A 17,172-nucleotide genomic window follows, 5' to 3' on the forward strand; every position below is an offset into this window, starting at 1 on the left:
AATACTTTCTCCTGTAAATTTTTCCATACTTTAAATATACATAAAAATCATAAGTATTTATCGGAACACCTCAATAAAGATATTTTAGACAAAAGCAATACTTTTTTTTTACATCCTGACTATTTAGAAAATTGCAAAACTTATTTAAGTGAAGCAATTGAAACCGGAAAAAATGAAGGTGAATTTACCTATAGAATTCTTCATCAGGAAGGTTATTATGTTTGGCATTCCACACGTTTAAAATTATCTCAAAAAAATGGTCTGCCAATTTTTATAGGAAACTGTAGAGACATTACGGAGTATATTGAAATTCAACAAAAGCTAGTATTACAAAAAGAATTTTATGAAAAAATATTGGACAGGCTCCCAACGGATGTCGCCGTTTTTGACAGCAGTCATACCTACACGTATTTAAATCCAGCCGCTATAAAAAAAGAGGAGCTACGAAAATTCATTATAGGAAAAAACGATTTTGAATATGCAAAACATACTGGCAGAGATGATGCCTTTGCAAAAACAAGACGCATCCATTTTCTAGAAGCCATAGAATCCAGGAATACAATTGAGTGGGAGGATACTATAGAACATCTTGATGGCACAAAAACCTATCATACCCGAAAACTAACTCCTGTTTTTCATGAAGATGAAACCCTAGAAATGATGATAGGATTTGGTGTAGATATCACTGAAAGTAAAAAAACCCAGCAAGAAATTATTAAAAGCAGACAGCTTACTAAAAGTATAATCTACAATATAGCTGTGGGAATTATAGTCCAAGGCCCTGACTCAGAAATATTAGAAAACAACAAAGCAGCCTGCGAAATGCTAGGACTCACAGAAGACCAATTACTTGGAAAAACATCCTACGACGAGCACTGGAAGACAATTCATCTTGACGGTACTTTATTTAAAGTGGAGGATCATGCAGTCCCTCAAGCAATCCAGACACTAAAGCCAATAAACAATGTCATTATGGGAGTCTATAATCCCACACTTAAAAATTTAGTATGGTTGTTGGTTGATGCCGTACCCGTACTTGGAAAACACAATGAATTACTTTTCGTAATATGTTCCTTTATTGACATATCGGCACAGAAAAAAGCAGAAGATGCTTTAAAAGAAAGTAACGAGCGCTTTTCTTATTTTAGCAAGGCTACTTTTGATGCCATTTGGGATTGGGATTTGACCACTGACAAAATTTATGTCGGAGATGGGTTTAAAACGCTTTTTGGTTATACATTTAAGAAAAATGTACTAGCAGCTAGTTTGCTTAATAATTTTTTACATCCGGATGAGAAAAAAGCTGTTTTTGAAAGTCTAGATGTGGCTGTTAAAAGTCAAAATAATGTATGGTCCCATGAGTATCGTTATAAAAAAACAGATACTTCCTATGGATTCGTAAATGACAAGGCCATAATCATTCGAAACAATGAAGGTAAAGCCATACGGATGATTGGTGCAATGCAAGAGATCACTAAGGAGAAGATACTCAAAGATGAATTACAACAAAGCCAAGAACAGTTTAAAGATGCTTTTGAATATTCGGCAGCAGGAATGGCGTTAATAGACATTGATGATAATTTTGTAGAAGTCAATGAAAAACTTTGTGAAATATTAGGCTATTCTAAAAAGGAATTTGCGTCCTTAACCTCTCAAGAAATAACTTATCCAAAAGATTTAAAAAATGATTTTATTTTGAAAGAGCAATTAAATTCCGGAAAAATCTCTAATTTCAATTTAGAAAAAAGATTTATTCATAAAAATAAATCTGTCATTTGGATGTATATATCTGCTTCAATAATTAAAAGCAGTCGAAACAAAACGAAGCGTCATATTTTCCAGATGATCAATATAACAGATCGGAAAAGGATTGAAAAACAAAACAAAATATTATCCGAAGAAAATAACAGGATCAAAACCATTCAGCTCAACAAAGCTAAAAATTTATACCGTCTTTTAGCTGATAACACCGTTGATTTAGTTTGCTTGCATAATACAGACACCTCTTTCAAATACGTTTCTCCTTCTATTGAAAAACTATTAGGATACACCCCACAATCTTTAATAGGGAAATTTCCTGTAGATTATGCCCATCCTGACGATATTGAGGAACTTCAAAGTCACATCATAGGCTTTCTAACAGAAATGGAAGACATAGCAATTCAGATCCGGTTTAGAAACATAAGCGGCGATTATATTTGGTTTGAAATTAAGGCCAATTTAGTTAAAGAAAATGGTGTTACAATTAGCTTTCATTCCTCAAACAGAGAAATTACCACCCAAAAAGAAGCCGAAGAAAAAATTGAAAAAGCATTACTGAAAGAACGCGATTTAAATGATCTTCGCACGAATTTAGTATCCACAATTTCACATGAGTTCAGAACGCCTATGACAACCATCAGAACTAGTGCTGAACTAATAAGTCTTTACTTAGAACATGAAAAAATAGAAAATGCTCCCCGTTTGCAAAAAAGAATTGATTGTATTATTGAAGAAATTGATCGCATTGTTCAATTGATGAATGCCGTGCTAACGATCTCAAAAGAGGACTCCGGAAAAACGAATTTCGATCCTACCGAATTTGATTTAAAACAAATTTGCCTGGATGTGATCGAAATAAGTTATCCCGATCAATTAATTGGAAGAAAAGTTCAAACCTCCATCAAAGGCGATAATTTTCGAGTTATGGCAGATCAAAAACTGATGGAATATACTATTTTCAACTTATTAAACAATGCCTTTAAATATTCAGAAGGCTTTGGTGATATTGAGCTAAATTTATGTGTCATCGAAAAAACTATTTGTTTAGAGATTATTGATTTAGGTATTGGAATTCCAGCCGAAGATCAACCAAAATTATTCAATACTTTTTTTAGGGCCAGTAATACCGATGGAATCCAAGGAACTGGATTAGGCCTCTATATCGTAAAAACATTTACAGAAAAAAACTCAGGAACAATTCAACTTGAAAGTAAATTAGGAAAAGGAACTAAGGTAACCCTTGAATTTCCAGTACACAATTAGAAGGAATCTCAACCAGCAGAGATTCCTATTTCCTGAAAAAAAGCCGTTTGAGACAAAATTATTCTATGTTTCTAAACCACAAACTTCAACGGCACGTGGACTACTTTCTTTGTTTCAAAGAATTCATCTTCAAAAAAATCAGCTAAATTGTATTCAGTCGCTTTAGGGAAACCCTTTAATTCTTCAGTTAAATCGCCTCCTTTTAAGTACAGAATTCCGTTTTTCAATTCGTGTTTGTTGTTCTTTTTGATTTTGGTTTTCACCCAAGAAACAAAATCCGGCATATTGGTCACGGCACGACTCACAATAAAATCAAAATCTCCTTTTACATTCTCTGCTCGCATTTGCTCAGCTTTAACATTTTTTAATTCCAATCCCTCGGCAACAGCCTGAACCACTTTTATTTTTTTTGCAATAATATCTATCAAATAAAAACGCGTTTCCGGAAAAAGAATCGCCAATGGAATTCCAGGGAATCCACCTCCTGTTCCCACATCAAGGACATACGTTCCCGGTTCAAATTGTATGATTTTGGCAATCCCCAACGAATGCAAGATATGTTTGGTGTATAAGGCATCAATATCTTTTCTGGAAATAACATTTATTTTTTCGTTCCAATCATGGTATAAAAAATCCAATTTTTCAAACTGTTCTTTTTGAATATCCGTTAAATTAGGAAAATGCTTCAGAATCTCATTCATCTTTTAATTTTTTAACAAAAGTAATACTTTAGAGTTAAAATATTTATCTCAATTTTGTATATCCAAAAATTTATAATAATTACCTTTGACCTTTATTGATTTTTTTATGACAGATACGCTACCAACATTTGCAAAACAAGATAGCCTGAAATTTTTCAGAACACTTAACTCACGGGTAAATACTTACTTTAAAGAAAACAACATCCAAAAGACTGGAAACTGGAAACTTTATTTAAAAACTATCATTTTGATTACGGTTTTCCTGGCGCCTTATTTTTTAATTCTGACATTAGGTATGCCTTTTTGGGCACATCTTCTATTAACAATTGTTATGGGAATTGGAATGGCTGGAGTGGGAATGAATGTCATGCATGATGGAAATCATGGCTCCTATTCCAATAAACACTGGGTCAATAAATTTATGGGAGGAACTATTTATGTTCTGGCAGGAAATGTCTACAACTGGCAAGTTCAACATAATGTTTTGCACCATACGTACACAAACATTCCAGGTCACGATGAGGATTTAGATGCCGGACGTGTGATTCGTTTTACAAAAGAAGCAACATGGTATAATTTTCACCGTTTTCAGCAATATTATTCGGTATTTTTATATGGATTATTAACGTTCAACTGGGCTATTACAACTGATTTCAAGCAGATGAAAAGCTATTTAAAGCGAAAATTATCTTACGGAGAAGCAAAAAGCCCAAAAATACTTTGGACCACTTTAATTATCACTAAAATAATTTACGTTTCTATTTGGATCGTGTTACCAATCGTTATTGGAATCACATGGTGGAAAGTTCTTATTGGATTCTTCCTCATGCATTATACCGCAGGACTCATATTAAGTGTTGTATTCCAATTAGCACACGTTGTCGAAGAAACGACCAATCCTTCTCCTAATGAATTAGGAGAAATGGATAACACTTGGGCGATTCACCAATTGTTTACCACCACCAATTTTGCACCAAAAAATGCCATTGTCAACTGGTACACCGGTGGATTAAACCACCAAATAGAGCACCATATTTTCCCAAATATCAGTCACGTGCATTATGGGAAAATTGCGAGTATCGTAAAGCAAACCGCCCAAGAATGCAACTTGCCGTATTACGAATACAAAACGATGCGAAGTGCTGTTATTGCTCATTTTAAGCATTTGAAAGAATTGGGAATGAAACCAGAACTTACATAATCATTCAAAATCACAACATCTAGAGATGCTCTGCAGTGCATCTCTACATTGCATCTTTACAGTGTATATCTACTAATAAACTAACTACAACCTATTACAATGAATCCATTATCCGATAGAATAAACAATTTATCTACATCTCAAACATTAGCAATGGCAGCTTTGGCCAGAGAATTAAAAGCACAAGGAAGAGACATTATCAGTTTAAGCTTAGGCGAACCAGATTTCAATACGCCAGACTTCATCAAAGAAGCGGCAAAAAAAGCGATTGACGAAAATTATAGCACCTACTCTCCAGTAGAAGGATATGCTGAATTAAAAGAAGCCATTTGCAGAAAATTCAAAAGAGACAATAATTTAGAGTACAAACCCTCTCAAATTGTAGTGTCAACCGGAGCAAAACAATCATTATACAACATTGCTCAAGTAATGCTAAACGACGGTGACGAAGTAATTTTACCGGCTCCTTACTGGGTTTCGTATTTCGAAATCGTAAAATTATCAGGCGGAGTTCCTGTAGAAGTACCCACTTCTGTAGATACGGATTTCAAAATCACACCAGAACAATTAGAAGCAGCAATTACACCAAAAACAAAAATGATGTGGTTTAGTTCCCCTTGTAACCCAAGCGGATCGGTGTACAACAGAGACGAATTAACGGCTCTTGCCAAAGTGTTGGAAAAACACCCACATGTATATGTTGTTGCTGACGAAATTTACGAGCACATTAATTTCTCCGGAACTTTTTGCAGCATCGCATCCATCCCGGGAATGTTAGAACGAACAATTACCGTAAATGGAGTAGCCAAAGCTTTCGCCATGACAGGTTGGAGAATTGGATATATTGGCGCACCAGAATTCATTGCAAAAGCGTGTACAAAAATTCAAGGTCAAGTAACAAGCGGTGCGAATAGTATTGCACAACGTGCTACTATTACCGCAGTAGATGCTGATCCAAGTGTTCTAAAACACATGGTGGACGCTTTCCATAGCCGTAGAGATTTAGTCGTTGGATTATTAAAAGACATTCCAGGAGTAAAAATCAACGTTCCCGAAGGTGCTTTTTATGTATTCCCAGACGTTTCTTCTTTTTTCGGAAAAACATTAAAAGGAACGTTTATCAAAGACGCCAATGATTTCTCTATGTATCTTTTGGGCGAAGCCAATGTAGCAACCGTAACTGGTGACGCTTTTGGAAACCCAAACTGTATCCGTTTTTCTTACGCAACAAGCGAAGAATTGCTAATTGAAGCCTTACGCCGAATCAAAGAAGCTGTAGCTCTTACTGAGGTTCCTGCATAATATAAAATTTGTTTCAAGTTTAAAATAGTTTAAGGTTTAAAGTTTTAACGCTTTAAATTTTAAACTATTTTTTTTGGGGCATGCCCCGCAGAAAAGGCGGGTCGGGCTATCCGTTGCAATCTTTTTTATTACCTTCGCTATCGCTGCGGGAATACAAAGGATTTCCACTACTATCCCTCATGCAGTAAGAACAGCTCGCGAGATGTCCCTAGCTATACCTAACACAATAAAAACATGAAAATACTACTTCTCGGCTCAGGCGAATTAGGAAAAGAATTTACAATCGCTGCACAACGCATAGGGCAAATCGTAATTGCGGTGGACAGTTACGAAAATGCACCCGCCATGCAAGTTGCCCATGATTTTGAAGTCATCAATATGCTCGACGGAGAAGCCCTAGACCGCATCGTCGCCAAACATAAACCTGATTTTATTGTTCCAGAAATAGAAGCTATCAGAACCGAGCGTTTTTATGACTATGAAAACCAAGGAATTACCGTAGTTCCTTCTGCGAAAGCGGCAAACTTCACGATGAACCGTAAAGCGATTCGAGATTTAGCATCTAAAGAATTAGGATTAAAAACCGCAAACTACCGCTACGCCACTACTGCCGAGGAATTACAAAAAGGCGTTGAAGCCGTTGGAATGCCGTGTGTCGTCAAACCATTAATGTCTTCGTCCGGAAAAGGACAATCCACCATAAAAACCGAAGCCGATATTGAAAAAGCATGGAAGTATGCCGTGGAAGGTTCCCGTGGCGATGTCGTAGAAGTGATTGTAGAAGCATTTGTCAAATTCAATTCGGAGATTACTTTATTAACGGTGGTACAAAACAATAATCCGACACTTTTTTGTGCGCCAATTGGCCATAGACAAGAACGTGGCGATTATCAGGAAAGCTGGCAACCCGCCAGAATTTCCGACAAGGATTTGTACGAAGCGCAAGACATGGCCGAAAAAGTAACCGAAGCTTTGGGCGGCGCAGGACTTTTTGGAGTCGAATTTTTCTTGACTGATGATGGCGTTTATTTCTCAGAATTATCGCCTCGTCCGCATGATACAGGAATGGTAACATTAGCTGGAACACAAAACTTCAATGAATTTGAATTGCATTTACGCGCTATTTTAAGTTTGCCTATTTTTGAAATCACATTAGAAAAAGCGGGAGCCAGTGCAGTCATTTTAGCTTCGGATAACTCTACAAACCCAACGTACTCCGGTATCGAAAAAATTGCGGCTTTACCTAAAACGGATTTCAGAATATTTGGTAAACCAACTTCAAGACCCTACCGCAGAATGGCAGTGGCTTTAGTAAGTGATACCGTAGAAACTCCAATTGAAGAAGTGGTAGAAAAAGCAAAAAATGCAGCAAGGTTGATTACCGTGCATTCGTAATTACATTTAATAAACTTCCAATATTATACCGAAAACAAGATGAAAAAAAATTCGCTAAATCAGTGTTATCAGCGTTCCTTTTTATCATCTTATGAATTATCACCTAACCATTCGAAAGTTCTTCTGGAACCTTTAAATACCTTTGATAAAAAAATACCGATGTCTAATTCTATCGTAGACATCCTGAATAATGATTACCCACACTGCCTTCAAGGGAAAGTTTTCAAAGAAAAAAAATATTTGCTTACACATAGGGTTTCCAAAAATGAATGAATATTGTCTCCATGGTCACAATAAATTCGAGAAAGAACCGGGTTATTTTCATGGTGCAATGTATGTTAATTATGGTCTGACGGTAGCACAAGGTATTGCCACATTTGGCCTTGCTCAATTCTTTTTTGCCGAAAGTTTTGATTGACGAATCATTCCAATTATTGCAGTTGTCATTATTGAAATGGCTTCTATTAACATTCCTCTTTCCAGATTAATATGAATTTACATGTTTAAAAATTATTCGATGTAAAAAACGAGTATCTTAGCTAAAGCAAAAAATAATCAATTATGAAAAAGTTATTATACTTAACCCTTTTGTTCGTTGTAACATTAGCAAGTGCTCAGGATAAAGATAAAAAAGAAGAACCAAAACCACAAATTGTTGAGGCTGCTTGTGGTCAATGCCAGTTTGGAATGGAAGGACACGGTTGTGAATTATCCGTTCGTGTGGATGGGAAATCTTATTTTGTTGACGGTAGTTCAATCGATTCGCACGGAGATGCACACGCCAATGACGGTTTTTGTACAACAATACGAAAAGCCGAAATTGTTGGTAAAATTGTAGATAATCGGTTCAAAGTAACTTCTTTTAAATTACTGCCAAAAAAATAAAAAAAGGGCTAAAAGAAAATTCTTTAGCCCTTTTTTTATTACTTCGATTTCATACTCGCTTCCAAATTGATATTCTCAAAACTTGAAACATCAATAACTTCTTCCATGTCTACATCAAAAGAAATTTTCACACTGTCACCCACAATTGTTACTGGCAATTGATTGGATATTTGTGACGAACCCACAAAAATATTAGGGTAATCTTTCACCTTAAAATAATAAAAGCTATTCCCGTTTTTCACATCATTCTGGATTCGGGTTACAATTGATTTCAGCGATTTTTTATTGGACAAACTATTAGGATTTATTTTATTATCCGCCATATTATAGACGTTTTTAAACGAAGTCAAGGTTTCTCGCATCGTATTGCCTACGCCAACAATTGTATAATCCGAAATGGCAACCATCGCAAACATTTTCACCAATCCACCGTTATCCTTAAGCGTCATCACATACGTAGGAATGTTATTGATATTATAAGGGATAGGCAAAGATGCTTTATATCCTTTTTCCTGAACTTTCCCTTGTGCCGAACTTTGAGCCGCATATTCCGTCGCGCCACTTTGTTTGTAAAAAGTAGTTTCTTTGGTTCTGGTATCTACCAATACAAAACCTACAGCAGATTCTTCTTTCCCGACCGAAGTTAATCCGGTGTACCAATAGGATTTATTGTCTTTTCCATATACCAATGTCATTCCTTCTGTAATTTGCAGTTTATCCTGATTAGAAAAATTCCAATAGCCGTGAACATATTCACCCCAATCATTCAACTGATTTTCTATAAAATCCAAAGGCTGAATTCGATCCACCCATTTTGGCGTTTTAGCAATTGAATATTCATTTATAACTCCAGATTGTGCATCAACCACAATAACTCCCGTAGCTTCTTTTCCTAAAAAACCAATTTTTTTCACATATTTAGTGACAATCCAAAACGGATTTCCAGCATCATCAATTTCAAAACTAAAATCAGCCAGACCAACAGTAGCATTTCCATTAAAATAAACGTGTCTGTGAATGTCACTTTGGAAGTAAGCGCCTTGCTGGTATTTAATCTTAATGTTCTTCCCTCCTACACTCTGAACTAATTTCACATCACGTTCATTGGTTGCAGAAACCATAACATATCCCGCAGTTCCCTCTTGGTTGTTAAACCATTTCAAAAAACCAGAATGTAATAATGGAGCAACCCAGTACAAGTTATTGTTCACCTTTTGGATACAAAAATCCCCCAATTCTACCTGACTTCCCAAAGCGGGTTGAGAACCTAGAATTTTCTCTCCCAAAAGATGGGCTAGTTCCTCATCGACCACACGGATTTTATCAATAGAAATTGGAGCAATGTGATTGGTTATTTTTTGGCCGTTTTTAACCTCGCCTATTAATTTTTGATACGAATCGCTTCGGAACATTTTTAGGCTGGTTATAAAAGGAAGCGCAACACAATACGCTAAAAGCAATCCTACCAAAACAAACAAAATCTTGTTAGGTTTGGAAACAATCTTGACTTGCTTTGTTTGCTGAGAAATAGTCAAACCAACAGAAAATAAGATCCCTATTACTAACAACAGTAATAAAATAAAAGCAAAACCAGTAAATCCATAATTGATTACCGGAAGGTTGCCATAAAACAATAAAAAACCAAAAAGGAGTAAGAAAGCTATTGATAAAATCTTTTTCATAAAACTAAGTTTTAAATATTAGTCTTTAATACTCCTAAATGTTACACTAATAAAAGTGTCAATTTTAAAGAAAACAATAACCCTATTTACAATACCGCAAAAAACAGTATTTTTGCATTCTGATTGGAATTCATTTTTCAGTCTTTAATTTTTTTCAATCTTTAAAATAAAAACATGAAAGCATACGTATTTCCAGGTCAAGGCGCGCAATTCACAGGAATGGGTAAAGACTTGTATGAAAATTCTGCTCTCGCAAAAGAATTATTCGAAAAAGCCAATGCAATTTTAGGTTTCCGCATCACAGACATCATGTTTGAAGGAACAGCCGAGGAATTGAAAGAAACCAAAGTGACACAACCAGCCGTTTTCCTGCATTCGGTGATTTTAGCAAAAACATTAGGAGAGGATTTCAAACCAGAAATGGTAGCGGGACATTCATTGGGTGAGTTTTCAGCTTTAGTAGCTAATGGTACTTTATCTTTTGAAGACGGCTTGAAACTGGTTTCTCAAAGAGCTTTAGCTATGCAAAAAGCCTGCGAAATAAAACCATCGACTATGGCGGCCGTTTTAGGATTGGCTGACAACATTGTAGAAGAAGTTTGTGCTTCGATTGACGGAATTGTAGTCCCTGCAAATTACAACTGCCCAGGACAATTAGTGATTTCAGGAGAAACATCAGCAGTGGAAAAAGCGTGTGAAGCGATGAAAGGCGCTGGTGCAAAACGTGCATTATTGTTGCCTGTTGGAGGTGCTTTTCACTCTCCAATGATGGAACCGGCTCGTGAAGAACTGGCCGCAGCTATTGAAGCAACAACGTTCTCAACTCCTATTTGTCCGGTATATCAAAATACAACAGCCAGTGCAGTATCAGACCCCGCAGAAATTAAGAAAAACCTAATCATTCAATTGACAGCTCCCGTAAAGTGGACACAATCAGTACAGCAAATGATCCAAGACGGAGCAACCTCATTTACTGAGGTAGGCCCTGGAAAAGTATTAGCAGGATTGATCGGGAAAATTGACAGAGACGCTGTTACCGCTAATGTATAAAATAGTGGTAATTGGTGTCCAATAAACGAAATTTCCCCAAACTTATGTTTGTAACGATTTTGTTTATCTTTATACGATGAATGTACTAAATTATCAATTTTTTAAAATGAAAATATAATGAAAAAAGCACTTTTAGGATTAGTATTTGTTGCCACTTTAATGACTTCTTGTAAAGAAGAAACAAAAGAGGAAGTGAAAGAAGCTAGAGAGGCCATTAGTAATGAAATGGAAGGAGCTATCGATACTGCAGCGGTAAAAGTTGATGCTGCCGCTGATTCTACCAGAATAAAAGCAGGAGAAATTCTTAAAAAAGGAGCTGACAAGATAAATCAGGCTGCTGAAAAACTGAAGGAATCCGGAAAAGAATAATTCAAAAACAAGGCTGCCCAGAAAGTAATTCCCAGACAGCCTTGTTTCTAAATTGAGTATACAAGCCCTCATCTAGTTGCGTACTGTAAATTAATAAAGAGGTACAACGTTAAATCTTGGAAAACCGGGTTAAAATTCAAGAATTAATTTCAAATAAAAATAAGCTCAAATGGTTCATAACATTACGATTCTACCTGAAGTTATCGGGAGTTCAAATCCTCTATCGCGCACAAAATTCAAATAACCAAGTCATTTAATTTTAGAGGTTAGTTTGGTTATACAATTGATAACCCCTAAATTTATTAAGATTATTGATTCGAATATCCTAAAGTCATATTAAAGAGACTGATATTTATTTGTTTTATCTTTTTTTGTATAAAGATCCATTGTCGAAATAATCAATCTCTAATCTTAGCTCTTGAACAATTGATTCGTAAGTGTTTTTTTGAAACCTAGATAAATAAATGTAGATTAGCTTACTATTTAAGGAGCAAAATTTCCTTTATATTATTTCAAATGAAATGGATTACTAGAGAACGCCCTAAAATTGATAGAATAGCCAGTCCTTGGTTGATCAAAACTTTTATAGACAAAAACGCTGAAATAATTTATAAATTGTTATTTCTTCAAATCCTGCATAAAATGGTTAGAAAACAGTTCCTAATCGCCCACAAAAAACTTCATTATTTCTAATGAAGTTTTTTTATGCCTTTTCTTTAATTTACCACCCCTGCGTCAACCCGTTTTTAACAACCTCTTCGTATTTTTCTTTATCAAAACGGTATAAATTAGGGGCTTTGTGGGCTACATTACTTTTCTTCTCGTCCAGCTTATTTAATATCCCAATTGCCATTATCTTACGTAAAAAATTTCTACGGTCGAGTTTTCTGCCTAAGATGGTTTCATATAATTTCTGCAACTCAGGAATCGTGAATTTTTCGGGTAATAAATTATAGCCTACCGGCATTAAATTCAATTCCATGCGGAGTGTTTCTAATGCTTTCTCTAAAATTTCCTTGTGATCTAAAACTAATTCCGGCACCGCATTATGGTCAATCCATTCCACCGTTTCATTGTTACCCTCGGGTTGCGGAATCGTTTTTAAAAAATCAACCAAGGCATAATACCCAACGGTTACAAAACGACTGGCAAACCATTTGCCTTCCGCTAAAGGTATTCCGTAAAAATCTAAAACAGTATTACTGACATCAACATTGCACCTTCTGGCTGCTCCAAAAGTTGAAAATTGTCTTAGAAAAATCCCCCTTAGTCCCGTTCTACCATTCAAAACAGTGACAGCAGCCTGATCAATATCCTCATTTATAGGCACAAAACCACCGGGCAAAGCCCATTTATCACTGTACTTTGTTTTTATCAATAACACTTTTAGCTGATTGTCATGAAATCCAAAAATCACACAATCTATTGATAAACCGGGCTGATAGTTTTCCTTATTGTCTAAAATATTTTTTAACATGTACTTATTTTCTGATAATTAAAGTATAATTTATTAGTGTTGCAATTTAGCTCATTTTTATAAGAAAATTAAAGAACATCACTTTTTCAAAACTCTCAATGCAGTGTTTTTCTATTGAAAAGAAAAAACACTGCAATAATAGTACAAATCGATTGTGTAAAAACACATCTGTACTAAAAATAGCTTAAAAAAAGTATTAATCAAAAAATTATACAAAATGCATTACGAATCAAATAAATATGCACAATGCTTCAAAATAATAAATTTAATTAACGAACCCAATAATTCAAAAACAACCCAGTAAAAGACGAAAAAAAATGTTTTTATTACTTTTTGGACTGATATCAATCTCCCAATCGCATGCTCAAGATGTAGATTATCGCGCTAAGGCAAAAAAACTAGTAGCTAAAATGAGTTTAGAAGAAAAGCTTTTTTATGTTCCGGCGAAACCGATTAGTCCACAAAAGCTGTTCAATACTGGATATTCCTACTATTTTTATGACGGATGGACCGCTTGGTTTGCATAAAGCAGAAGGTTTCGACTTTACTAATAGTGTTCCTTCCATTCTTTTCCGACTGCATCGGCACTTGCTTCGTCCTGGAATCCAGCATTGGTACAAAAAATGGGTGAAACCCTAGAAATCGAATCTCAGACTAACGATCTTCAAATAGTATTAGACCCCGGAGTAAATATGAAGCGATCGCCTCTTCTCGGAAGAAACTTCGAATATTTTTCTGAATATCCAGTTTTAGCCGGAGAAGTTGCTGTTAGTTTTATCAATGGTCTTCAAAGTCAAGGCGTGGGAACTTCCATGAAAAATGCCATCATAACTTTAATATGATGGCATTTTTATTAAAAAAAAATATTTTTTAATTCCAAAAAATCTAACGTTCGTTCCAATGCCATTCCTCTCGATCCTTTTATCAAAATAGTACTATTGTTGAATGTTATCATTGGTAAATCATTAGAAAATTCCTCAAATGTACTATAGAACCAAAAGTTGCTTTTTCCCATTTTATTGGTATAAAATGCTGCACCTATAAAATAACATTTCACTTTATCTTCGTTCAAAAGAAGGTCAACTATTGCTTTATGTTCTTGCTGACTTTCCTGTCCCAACTCAAACATATCGCCCAAAATCATAACCTTATTTAAATCCTCTAACTGTAGAAAATTCTCAATAGCTACAGCCATACTGCTCGGATTTGCATTATAGGCATCTAGAATTACTTGATTAGTTCCTTTTGTCAACAACTGTGATCTGTTGTTTTCAGGTACATAGCTTTCTAAAGCTTCTTTTATTGCGATATCATCGATACTAAAATACTTACCAATAGTGAGCGCTGCATTGATGTTATTGGCATTATACAACCCAATTAGGTGGGATTTTATTTCCAATCCGAAATAACATATTTCTACAAAAGGATTTGCCTTAATCGAAGTAATATTAACATCCGCATTTGTTTTATTTATACCAAAAGTAAATGAGTGTAACCTTTTTGATTTTTCAACTTGAATTGTATCTTCCAAATTAACAAAAGCAAGCTTGTCTTTTTTTGAAAGGTATTGATACATTTCGCTTTTGCCTTCAATAACGCCCTCTACACCACCAAAACCTTCTAAATGGGCTTTGCCAAAATTAGTGATATACCCATAATCCGGTGTTGCTAATTCACATAGAAATTCGATTTCTTTTTTGTGATTTGCTCCCATTTCAACTATTCCTATTTCAGTTTCTGAAGTAAAAGAAAGCAATGTCAATGGAACCCCAATATGGTTGTTTAAATTGCCAACGGTTGCTTTGGTTTTAAATTTTTTCGAAAGTACAACCTGAATAAGTTCCTTAGTGGTTGTTTTTCCATTGCTCCCGGTAAGTGCTATTATAGGTAATTTTAAATATTCACGATGGAATTTTGCTAATTCCTGCAGCGCGACCAGACTATCTTCAACTAAGATAGTCCTTTGATCAATAAAATAAGATTCATCATCAATTATAACATACGCAGCTGCTTTTTCTAATGCTTCTTTTGCAAAAGTGTTAGCATCAAAACGCTCTCCTTTTATGGCAACAAATAAGGAGTTTGGCTCAATCTTGCGGGTGTCAATTGAAACTGAGTTGCATTGCAAAAACAAACTATGAATGTAATTAATATCCATTTGAAACGATTTAAAAAAACAAAAGCCCTAATCAAAGGGCTTTTGTTTGTATTTATATAAAAATTAATTTCTGGCTGATCTTTTTTTATCTGCTTTTGCTCCTACTCTAGACATCGCACATCTAAAGCCAATGTAATCTGTGGCCATGTCCTGAGGAAAATACCTTCTTTGAGCCGGATCTAACCAATAGGCTCTATCCCTCCAGGATCCTCCTTTGTAAACTCTGACATTGTCATTTATCAAAGTTGTTCTTTTGCTTGATTTATCATATTTCCTAACCATGTTCCCTAAACTGTCCGTAGTCACATTGTGTATTGGGGAGTTATACATGTTTTTTTCTTCTTTCGTTTTCTCGTCATCTGATTCTGAATCTCCAAAATTATAATATCTAGTAGATTGTTTATCTCCATCTCTGTAGTTAATATTATCACTTTTATTAAAATTTTGTCTCAGATAAGTCTCTTGTTCGTCAACGGGTACCTGAGCGATTTGACCTGGAAAGTTTCTGGCAATGATTCTTCCGTTGCTTAAAGTGTCAAATTTCATATTGTCTTTAGTGACAATTTCTACTTTGCCATCTTCACCAATTTTATTTTTAGTGTATTGATTCCCTCTGAAATAATTAAAGTCATTTGCTTCATTATCGATAATAGGTCGGTAAACATCTTGAACCCACTCAGCTACGTTTCCGGCCATATCGTACAATCCAAAATCATTTGCAGGATATTTTTTTACTTCATTTGTAATATCAGCCCCATCATCAGACCAACCTGCAATTCCGCCGTAATCACCATTTCCTTGCTTAAAATTAGCCAATTGATCCCCTTTGCTTTGTCTTTTGCCGGAACGCGTGTACCCGCCTGACCAAGGATATTTTTTTTGCCCTTTGTATATGTTATATTCTCTTTGTCCCACATCGGCTGCAGCTGCATATTCCCATTCCGCCTCTGTAGGAAGCCTGTATTCCGGAAGAAGAATTCCGGAAGAACGCTGCGCATAAACATTCTTTGGTTCTACAACCGTCCCGTTTTTTCCAGCTTTAGGAGTTTTTCTGGCTCCTTTTCTTCCTTTTAACACAATATCTTCATTTCCTCCATAAGCCAAGGTCGGTGAATTTAAATAGGTTTCAGTATCAAAATTGCTGTCTGCAGTCACATCTAGTGTTTTTGCATTCTTTTTAAGGTATCCGTTTTTTTCCAGAAGCGCTTCATTTACACGTTGGGTTCTCCAATTGCTAAATTCGACTGCTTGAATCCAATTTACACCTACTACAGGATATTCTGCATAAGAAGGGTGTCTTAAGTAATTATTGGTCATTGTTTCATTATAGCCCAATCGATTTCTCCAAACTAAAGTGTCTGGCGAGGCACCTTCATATATATTTTTATAATTTTCTTCCGTTGGTGGGTACACATTTTTCAACCAGTCTAAATAATCCAAATACATTGAATTCGTTACCTCCGTTTCATCCATATAAAAAGATTGAACATGTTGTTGTGTTGGGGTGTTATTCCAGTCATGCATAACATCATCCTGCACTTTACCCATGGTAAATGTACCTCCTTCAACAAAAACCAATCCCGGACCTGCTACTTGTTTCTTATTATTTGAACCTGCCTTTTTACTGTCCATATTCCAACCAGTTGCTCTTGAAGTATTCTTTGAGCTAGATTTTTTACTGCAACTGGAAAAACCAATAATAAACAGGATTGATATTAACAATCGTAAGCTCATAATTCTGTTTGCTTTCATACTCTTTAGTGGGTAATAATTTTAGTGGCGCAATATAATAATTATCAATTAATCAACATCGATCTTTCTTACTATTTTCAAAAAACCAATTTTAACAACAAATTATATATACGAACGCAAATTTATAATATTTATTATTTACTATAACATGAAATGATTTATTTTTACTGATTAAT

15 protein-coding genes and 1 pseudogene are annotated in these 17,172 nt (G+C 35.2%); 11 read left to right on the plus strand and 5 right to left on the minus strand.

Translation table 11 applies throughout. From position 1 onward, the window contains the following. The coding region (locus EKL97_RS14310) for a PAS domain S-box protein (RefSeq protein ID WP_126569158.1) at window positions 1-3,024 on the plus strand (3,024 nt) is incomplete at its 5' end. 71 nt (window positions 3,025-3,095) lie between these two features. Here the strand turns inward: EKL97_RS14310 and rsmG are convergent. Beyond that, complete coding sequence (gene rsmG, locus EKL97_RS14315) at window positions 3,096-3,725, minus strand: 16S rRNA (guanine(527)-N(7))-methyltransferase RsmG (RefSeq protein WP_126569159.1); 630 nt, start codon at window positions 3,723-3,725, stop codon at window positions 3,096-3,098. Window positions 3,726-3,831: 106 nt separating this feature from the next. On the opposite strand from rsmG, the gene EKL97_RS14320 reads away from it, so the two are divergent. The 5 genes from EKL97_RS14320 to EKL97_RS14340 all read left to right on the plus strand — a co-directional run bounded on the left by EKL97_RS14320 (window position 3,832) and on the right by EKL97_RS14340 (window position 8,508). Continuing rightward, a complete protein-coding gene (locus tag EKL97_RS14320; protein ID WP_126461676.1) occupies window positions 3,832-4,926 on the plus strand; it encodes a fatty acid desaturase family protein in 1,095 nt (364 codons plus the stop codon). 99 nt (window positions 4,927-5,025) lie between these two features. After that, the gene (locus EKL97_RS14325) at window positions 5,026-6,228 is read left to right on the plus strand and encodes a pyridoxal phosphate-dependent aminotransferase (RefSeq protein ID WP_126562842.1); all 1,203 of its coding nucleotides are present in this window, start codon (window positions 5,026-5,028) and stop codon (window positions 6,226-6,228) included. Window positions 6,229-6,462: 234 nt separating this feature from the next. Then, the gene (purT, locus tag EKL97_RS14330; protein WP_126569160.1) at window positions 6,463-7,623 is read left to right on the plus strand and encodes a formate-dependent phosphoribosylglycinamide formyltransferase; all 1,161 of its coding nucleotides are present in this window, start codon (window positions 6,463-6,465) and stop codon (window positions 7,621-7,623) included. Between the two features lie 265 nt (window positions 7,624-7,888). Continuing rightward, a complete protein-coding gene (locus tag EKL97_RS15930; protein ID WP_231507376.1) occupies window positions 7,889-8,041 on the plus strand; it encodes a hypothetical protein in 153 nt (50 codons plus the stop codon). 143 nt (window positions 8,042-8,184) lie between these two features. After that, window positions 8,185-8,508, plus strand: a complete 324-nt coding sequence (locus tag EKL97_RS14340) for a DUF6370 family protein (RefSeq protein ID WP_126569161.1) — start codon at window positions 8,185-8,187, stop codon at window positions 8,506-8,508. Between the two features lie 38 nt (window positions 8,509-8,546). On the opposite strand, the gene EKL97_RS14345 is transcribed toward EKL97_RS14340, so the two are convergent. After that, window positions 8,547-10,190, minus strand: coding sequence for a hypothetical protein (locus EKL97_RS14345; protein WP_126569162.1), 1,644 nt, complete (start codon window positions 10,188-10,190; stop codon window positions 8,547-8,549). Window positions 10,191-10,364: 174 nt separating this feature from the next. Between EKL97_RS14345 and fabD the strand changes: the two genes are divergently transcribed. From fabD to EKL97_RS14360, 3 genes are all read left to right on the plus strand, one after another. Further along, window positions 10,365-11,240, plus strand: a complete 876-nt coding sequence (gene fabD / locus EKL97_RS14350) for an ACP S-malonyltransferase (RefSeq protein WP_126456372.1) — start codon at window positions 10,365-10,367, stop codon at window positions 11,238-11,240. Window positions 11,241-11,357: 117 nt separating this feature from the next. After that, complete coding sequence (locus EKL97_RS14355) at window positions 11,358-11,609, plus strand: hypothetical protein (RefSeq protein WP_197037213.1); 252 nt, start codon at window positions 11,358-11,360, stop codon at window positions 11,607-11,609. Between the two features lie 516 nt (window positions 11,610-12,125). Further along, the gene (locus tag EKL97_RS14360) at window positions 12,126-12,302 is read left to right on the plus strand and encodes a chromate resistance protein ChrB domain-containing protein (protein WP_126461656.1); all 177 of its coding nucleotides are present in this window, start codon (window positions 12,126-12,128) and stop codon (window positions 12,300-12,302) included. Between the two features lie 28 nt (window positions 12,303-12,330). Here EKL97_RS14360 and EKL97_RS14365 read toward each other — a convergent pair whose 3' ends face one another. Beyond that, a complete protein-coding gene (locus EKL97_RS14365; protein ID WP_126569163.1) occupies window positions 12,331-13,086 on the minus strand; it encodes an NUDIX hydrolase in 756 nt (251 codons plus the stop codon). Window positions 13,087-13,403: 317 nt separating this feature from the next. Between EKL97_RS14365 and EKL97_RS14370 the strand changes: the two genes are divergently transcribed. Together EKL97_RS14370 and EKL97_RS14375 are read left to right on the plus strand one after the other, a co-directional pair. After that, entirely contained in the window at window positions 13,404-13,613 is a 210-nt protein-coding gene (locus tag EKL97_RS14370) for a hypothetical protein (RefSeq protein WP_126569164.1), read from the plus strand. A 51-nt stretch (window positions 13,614-13,664) separates the two neighbouring features. Beyond that, window positions 13,665-13,928 (plus strand): annotated as a pseudogene (locus tag EKL97_RS14375) (glycoside hydrolase family 3 N-terminal domain-containing protein); the annotation flags it as partial. A gap of 11 nt (window positions 13,929-13,939) precedes the next feature. Here the strand turns inward: EKL97_RS14375 and EKL97_RS14380 are convergent. Beyond that, window positions 13,940-15,244: a UDP-N-acetylmuramoyl-tripeptide--D-alanyl-D-alanine ligase gene (locus EKL97_RS14380; RefSeq protein WP_126569165.1), complete on the minus strand. Its 1,305-nt coding sequence runs from the start codon at window positions 15,242-15,244 to the stop codon at window positions 13,940-13,942. 63 nt (window positions 15,245-15,307) lie between these two features. After that, window positions 15,308-16,996: a gliding motility lipoprotein GldJ gene (gene gldJ / locus EKL97_RS14385; RefSeq protein WP_126461647.1), complete on the minus strand. Its 1,689-nt coding sequence runs from the start codon at window positions 16,994-16,996 to the stop codon at window positions 15,308-15,310. Window positions 16,997-17,172: the final 176 nt, after the last annotated feature.

This window comes from Flavobacterium sp. LS1P28 (assembly GCF_003970335.1).
Classification (GTDB): domain Bacteria; phylum Bacteroidota; class Bacteroidia; order Flavobacteriales; family Flavobacteriaceae; genus Flavobacterium.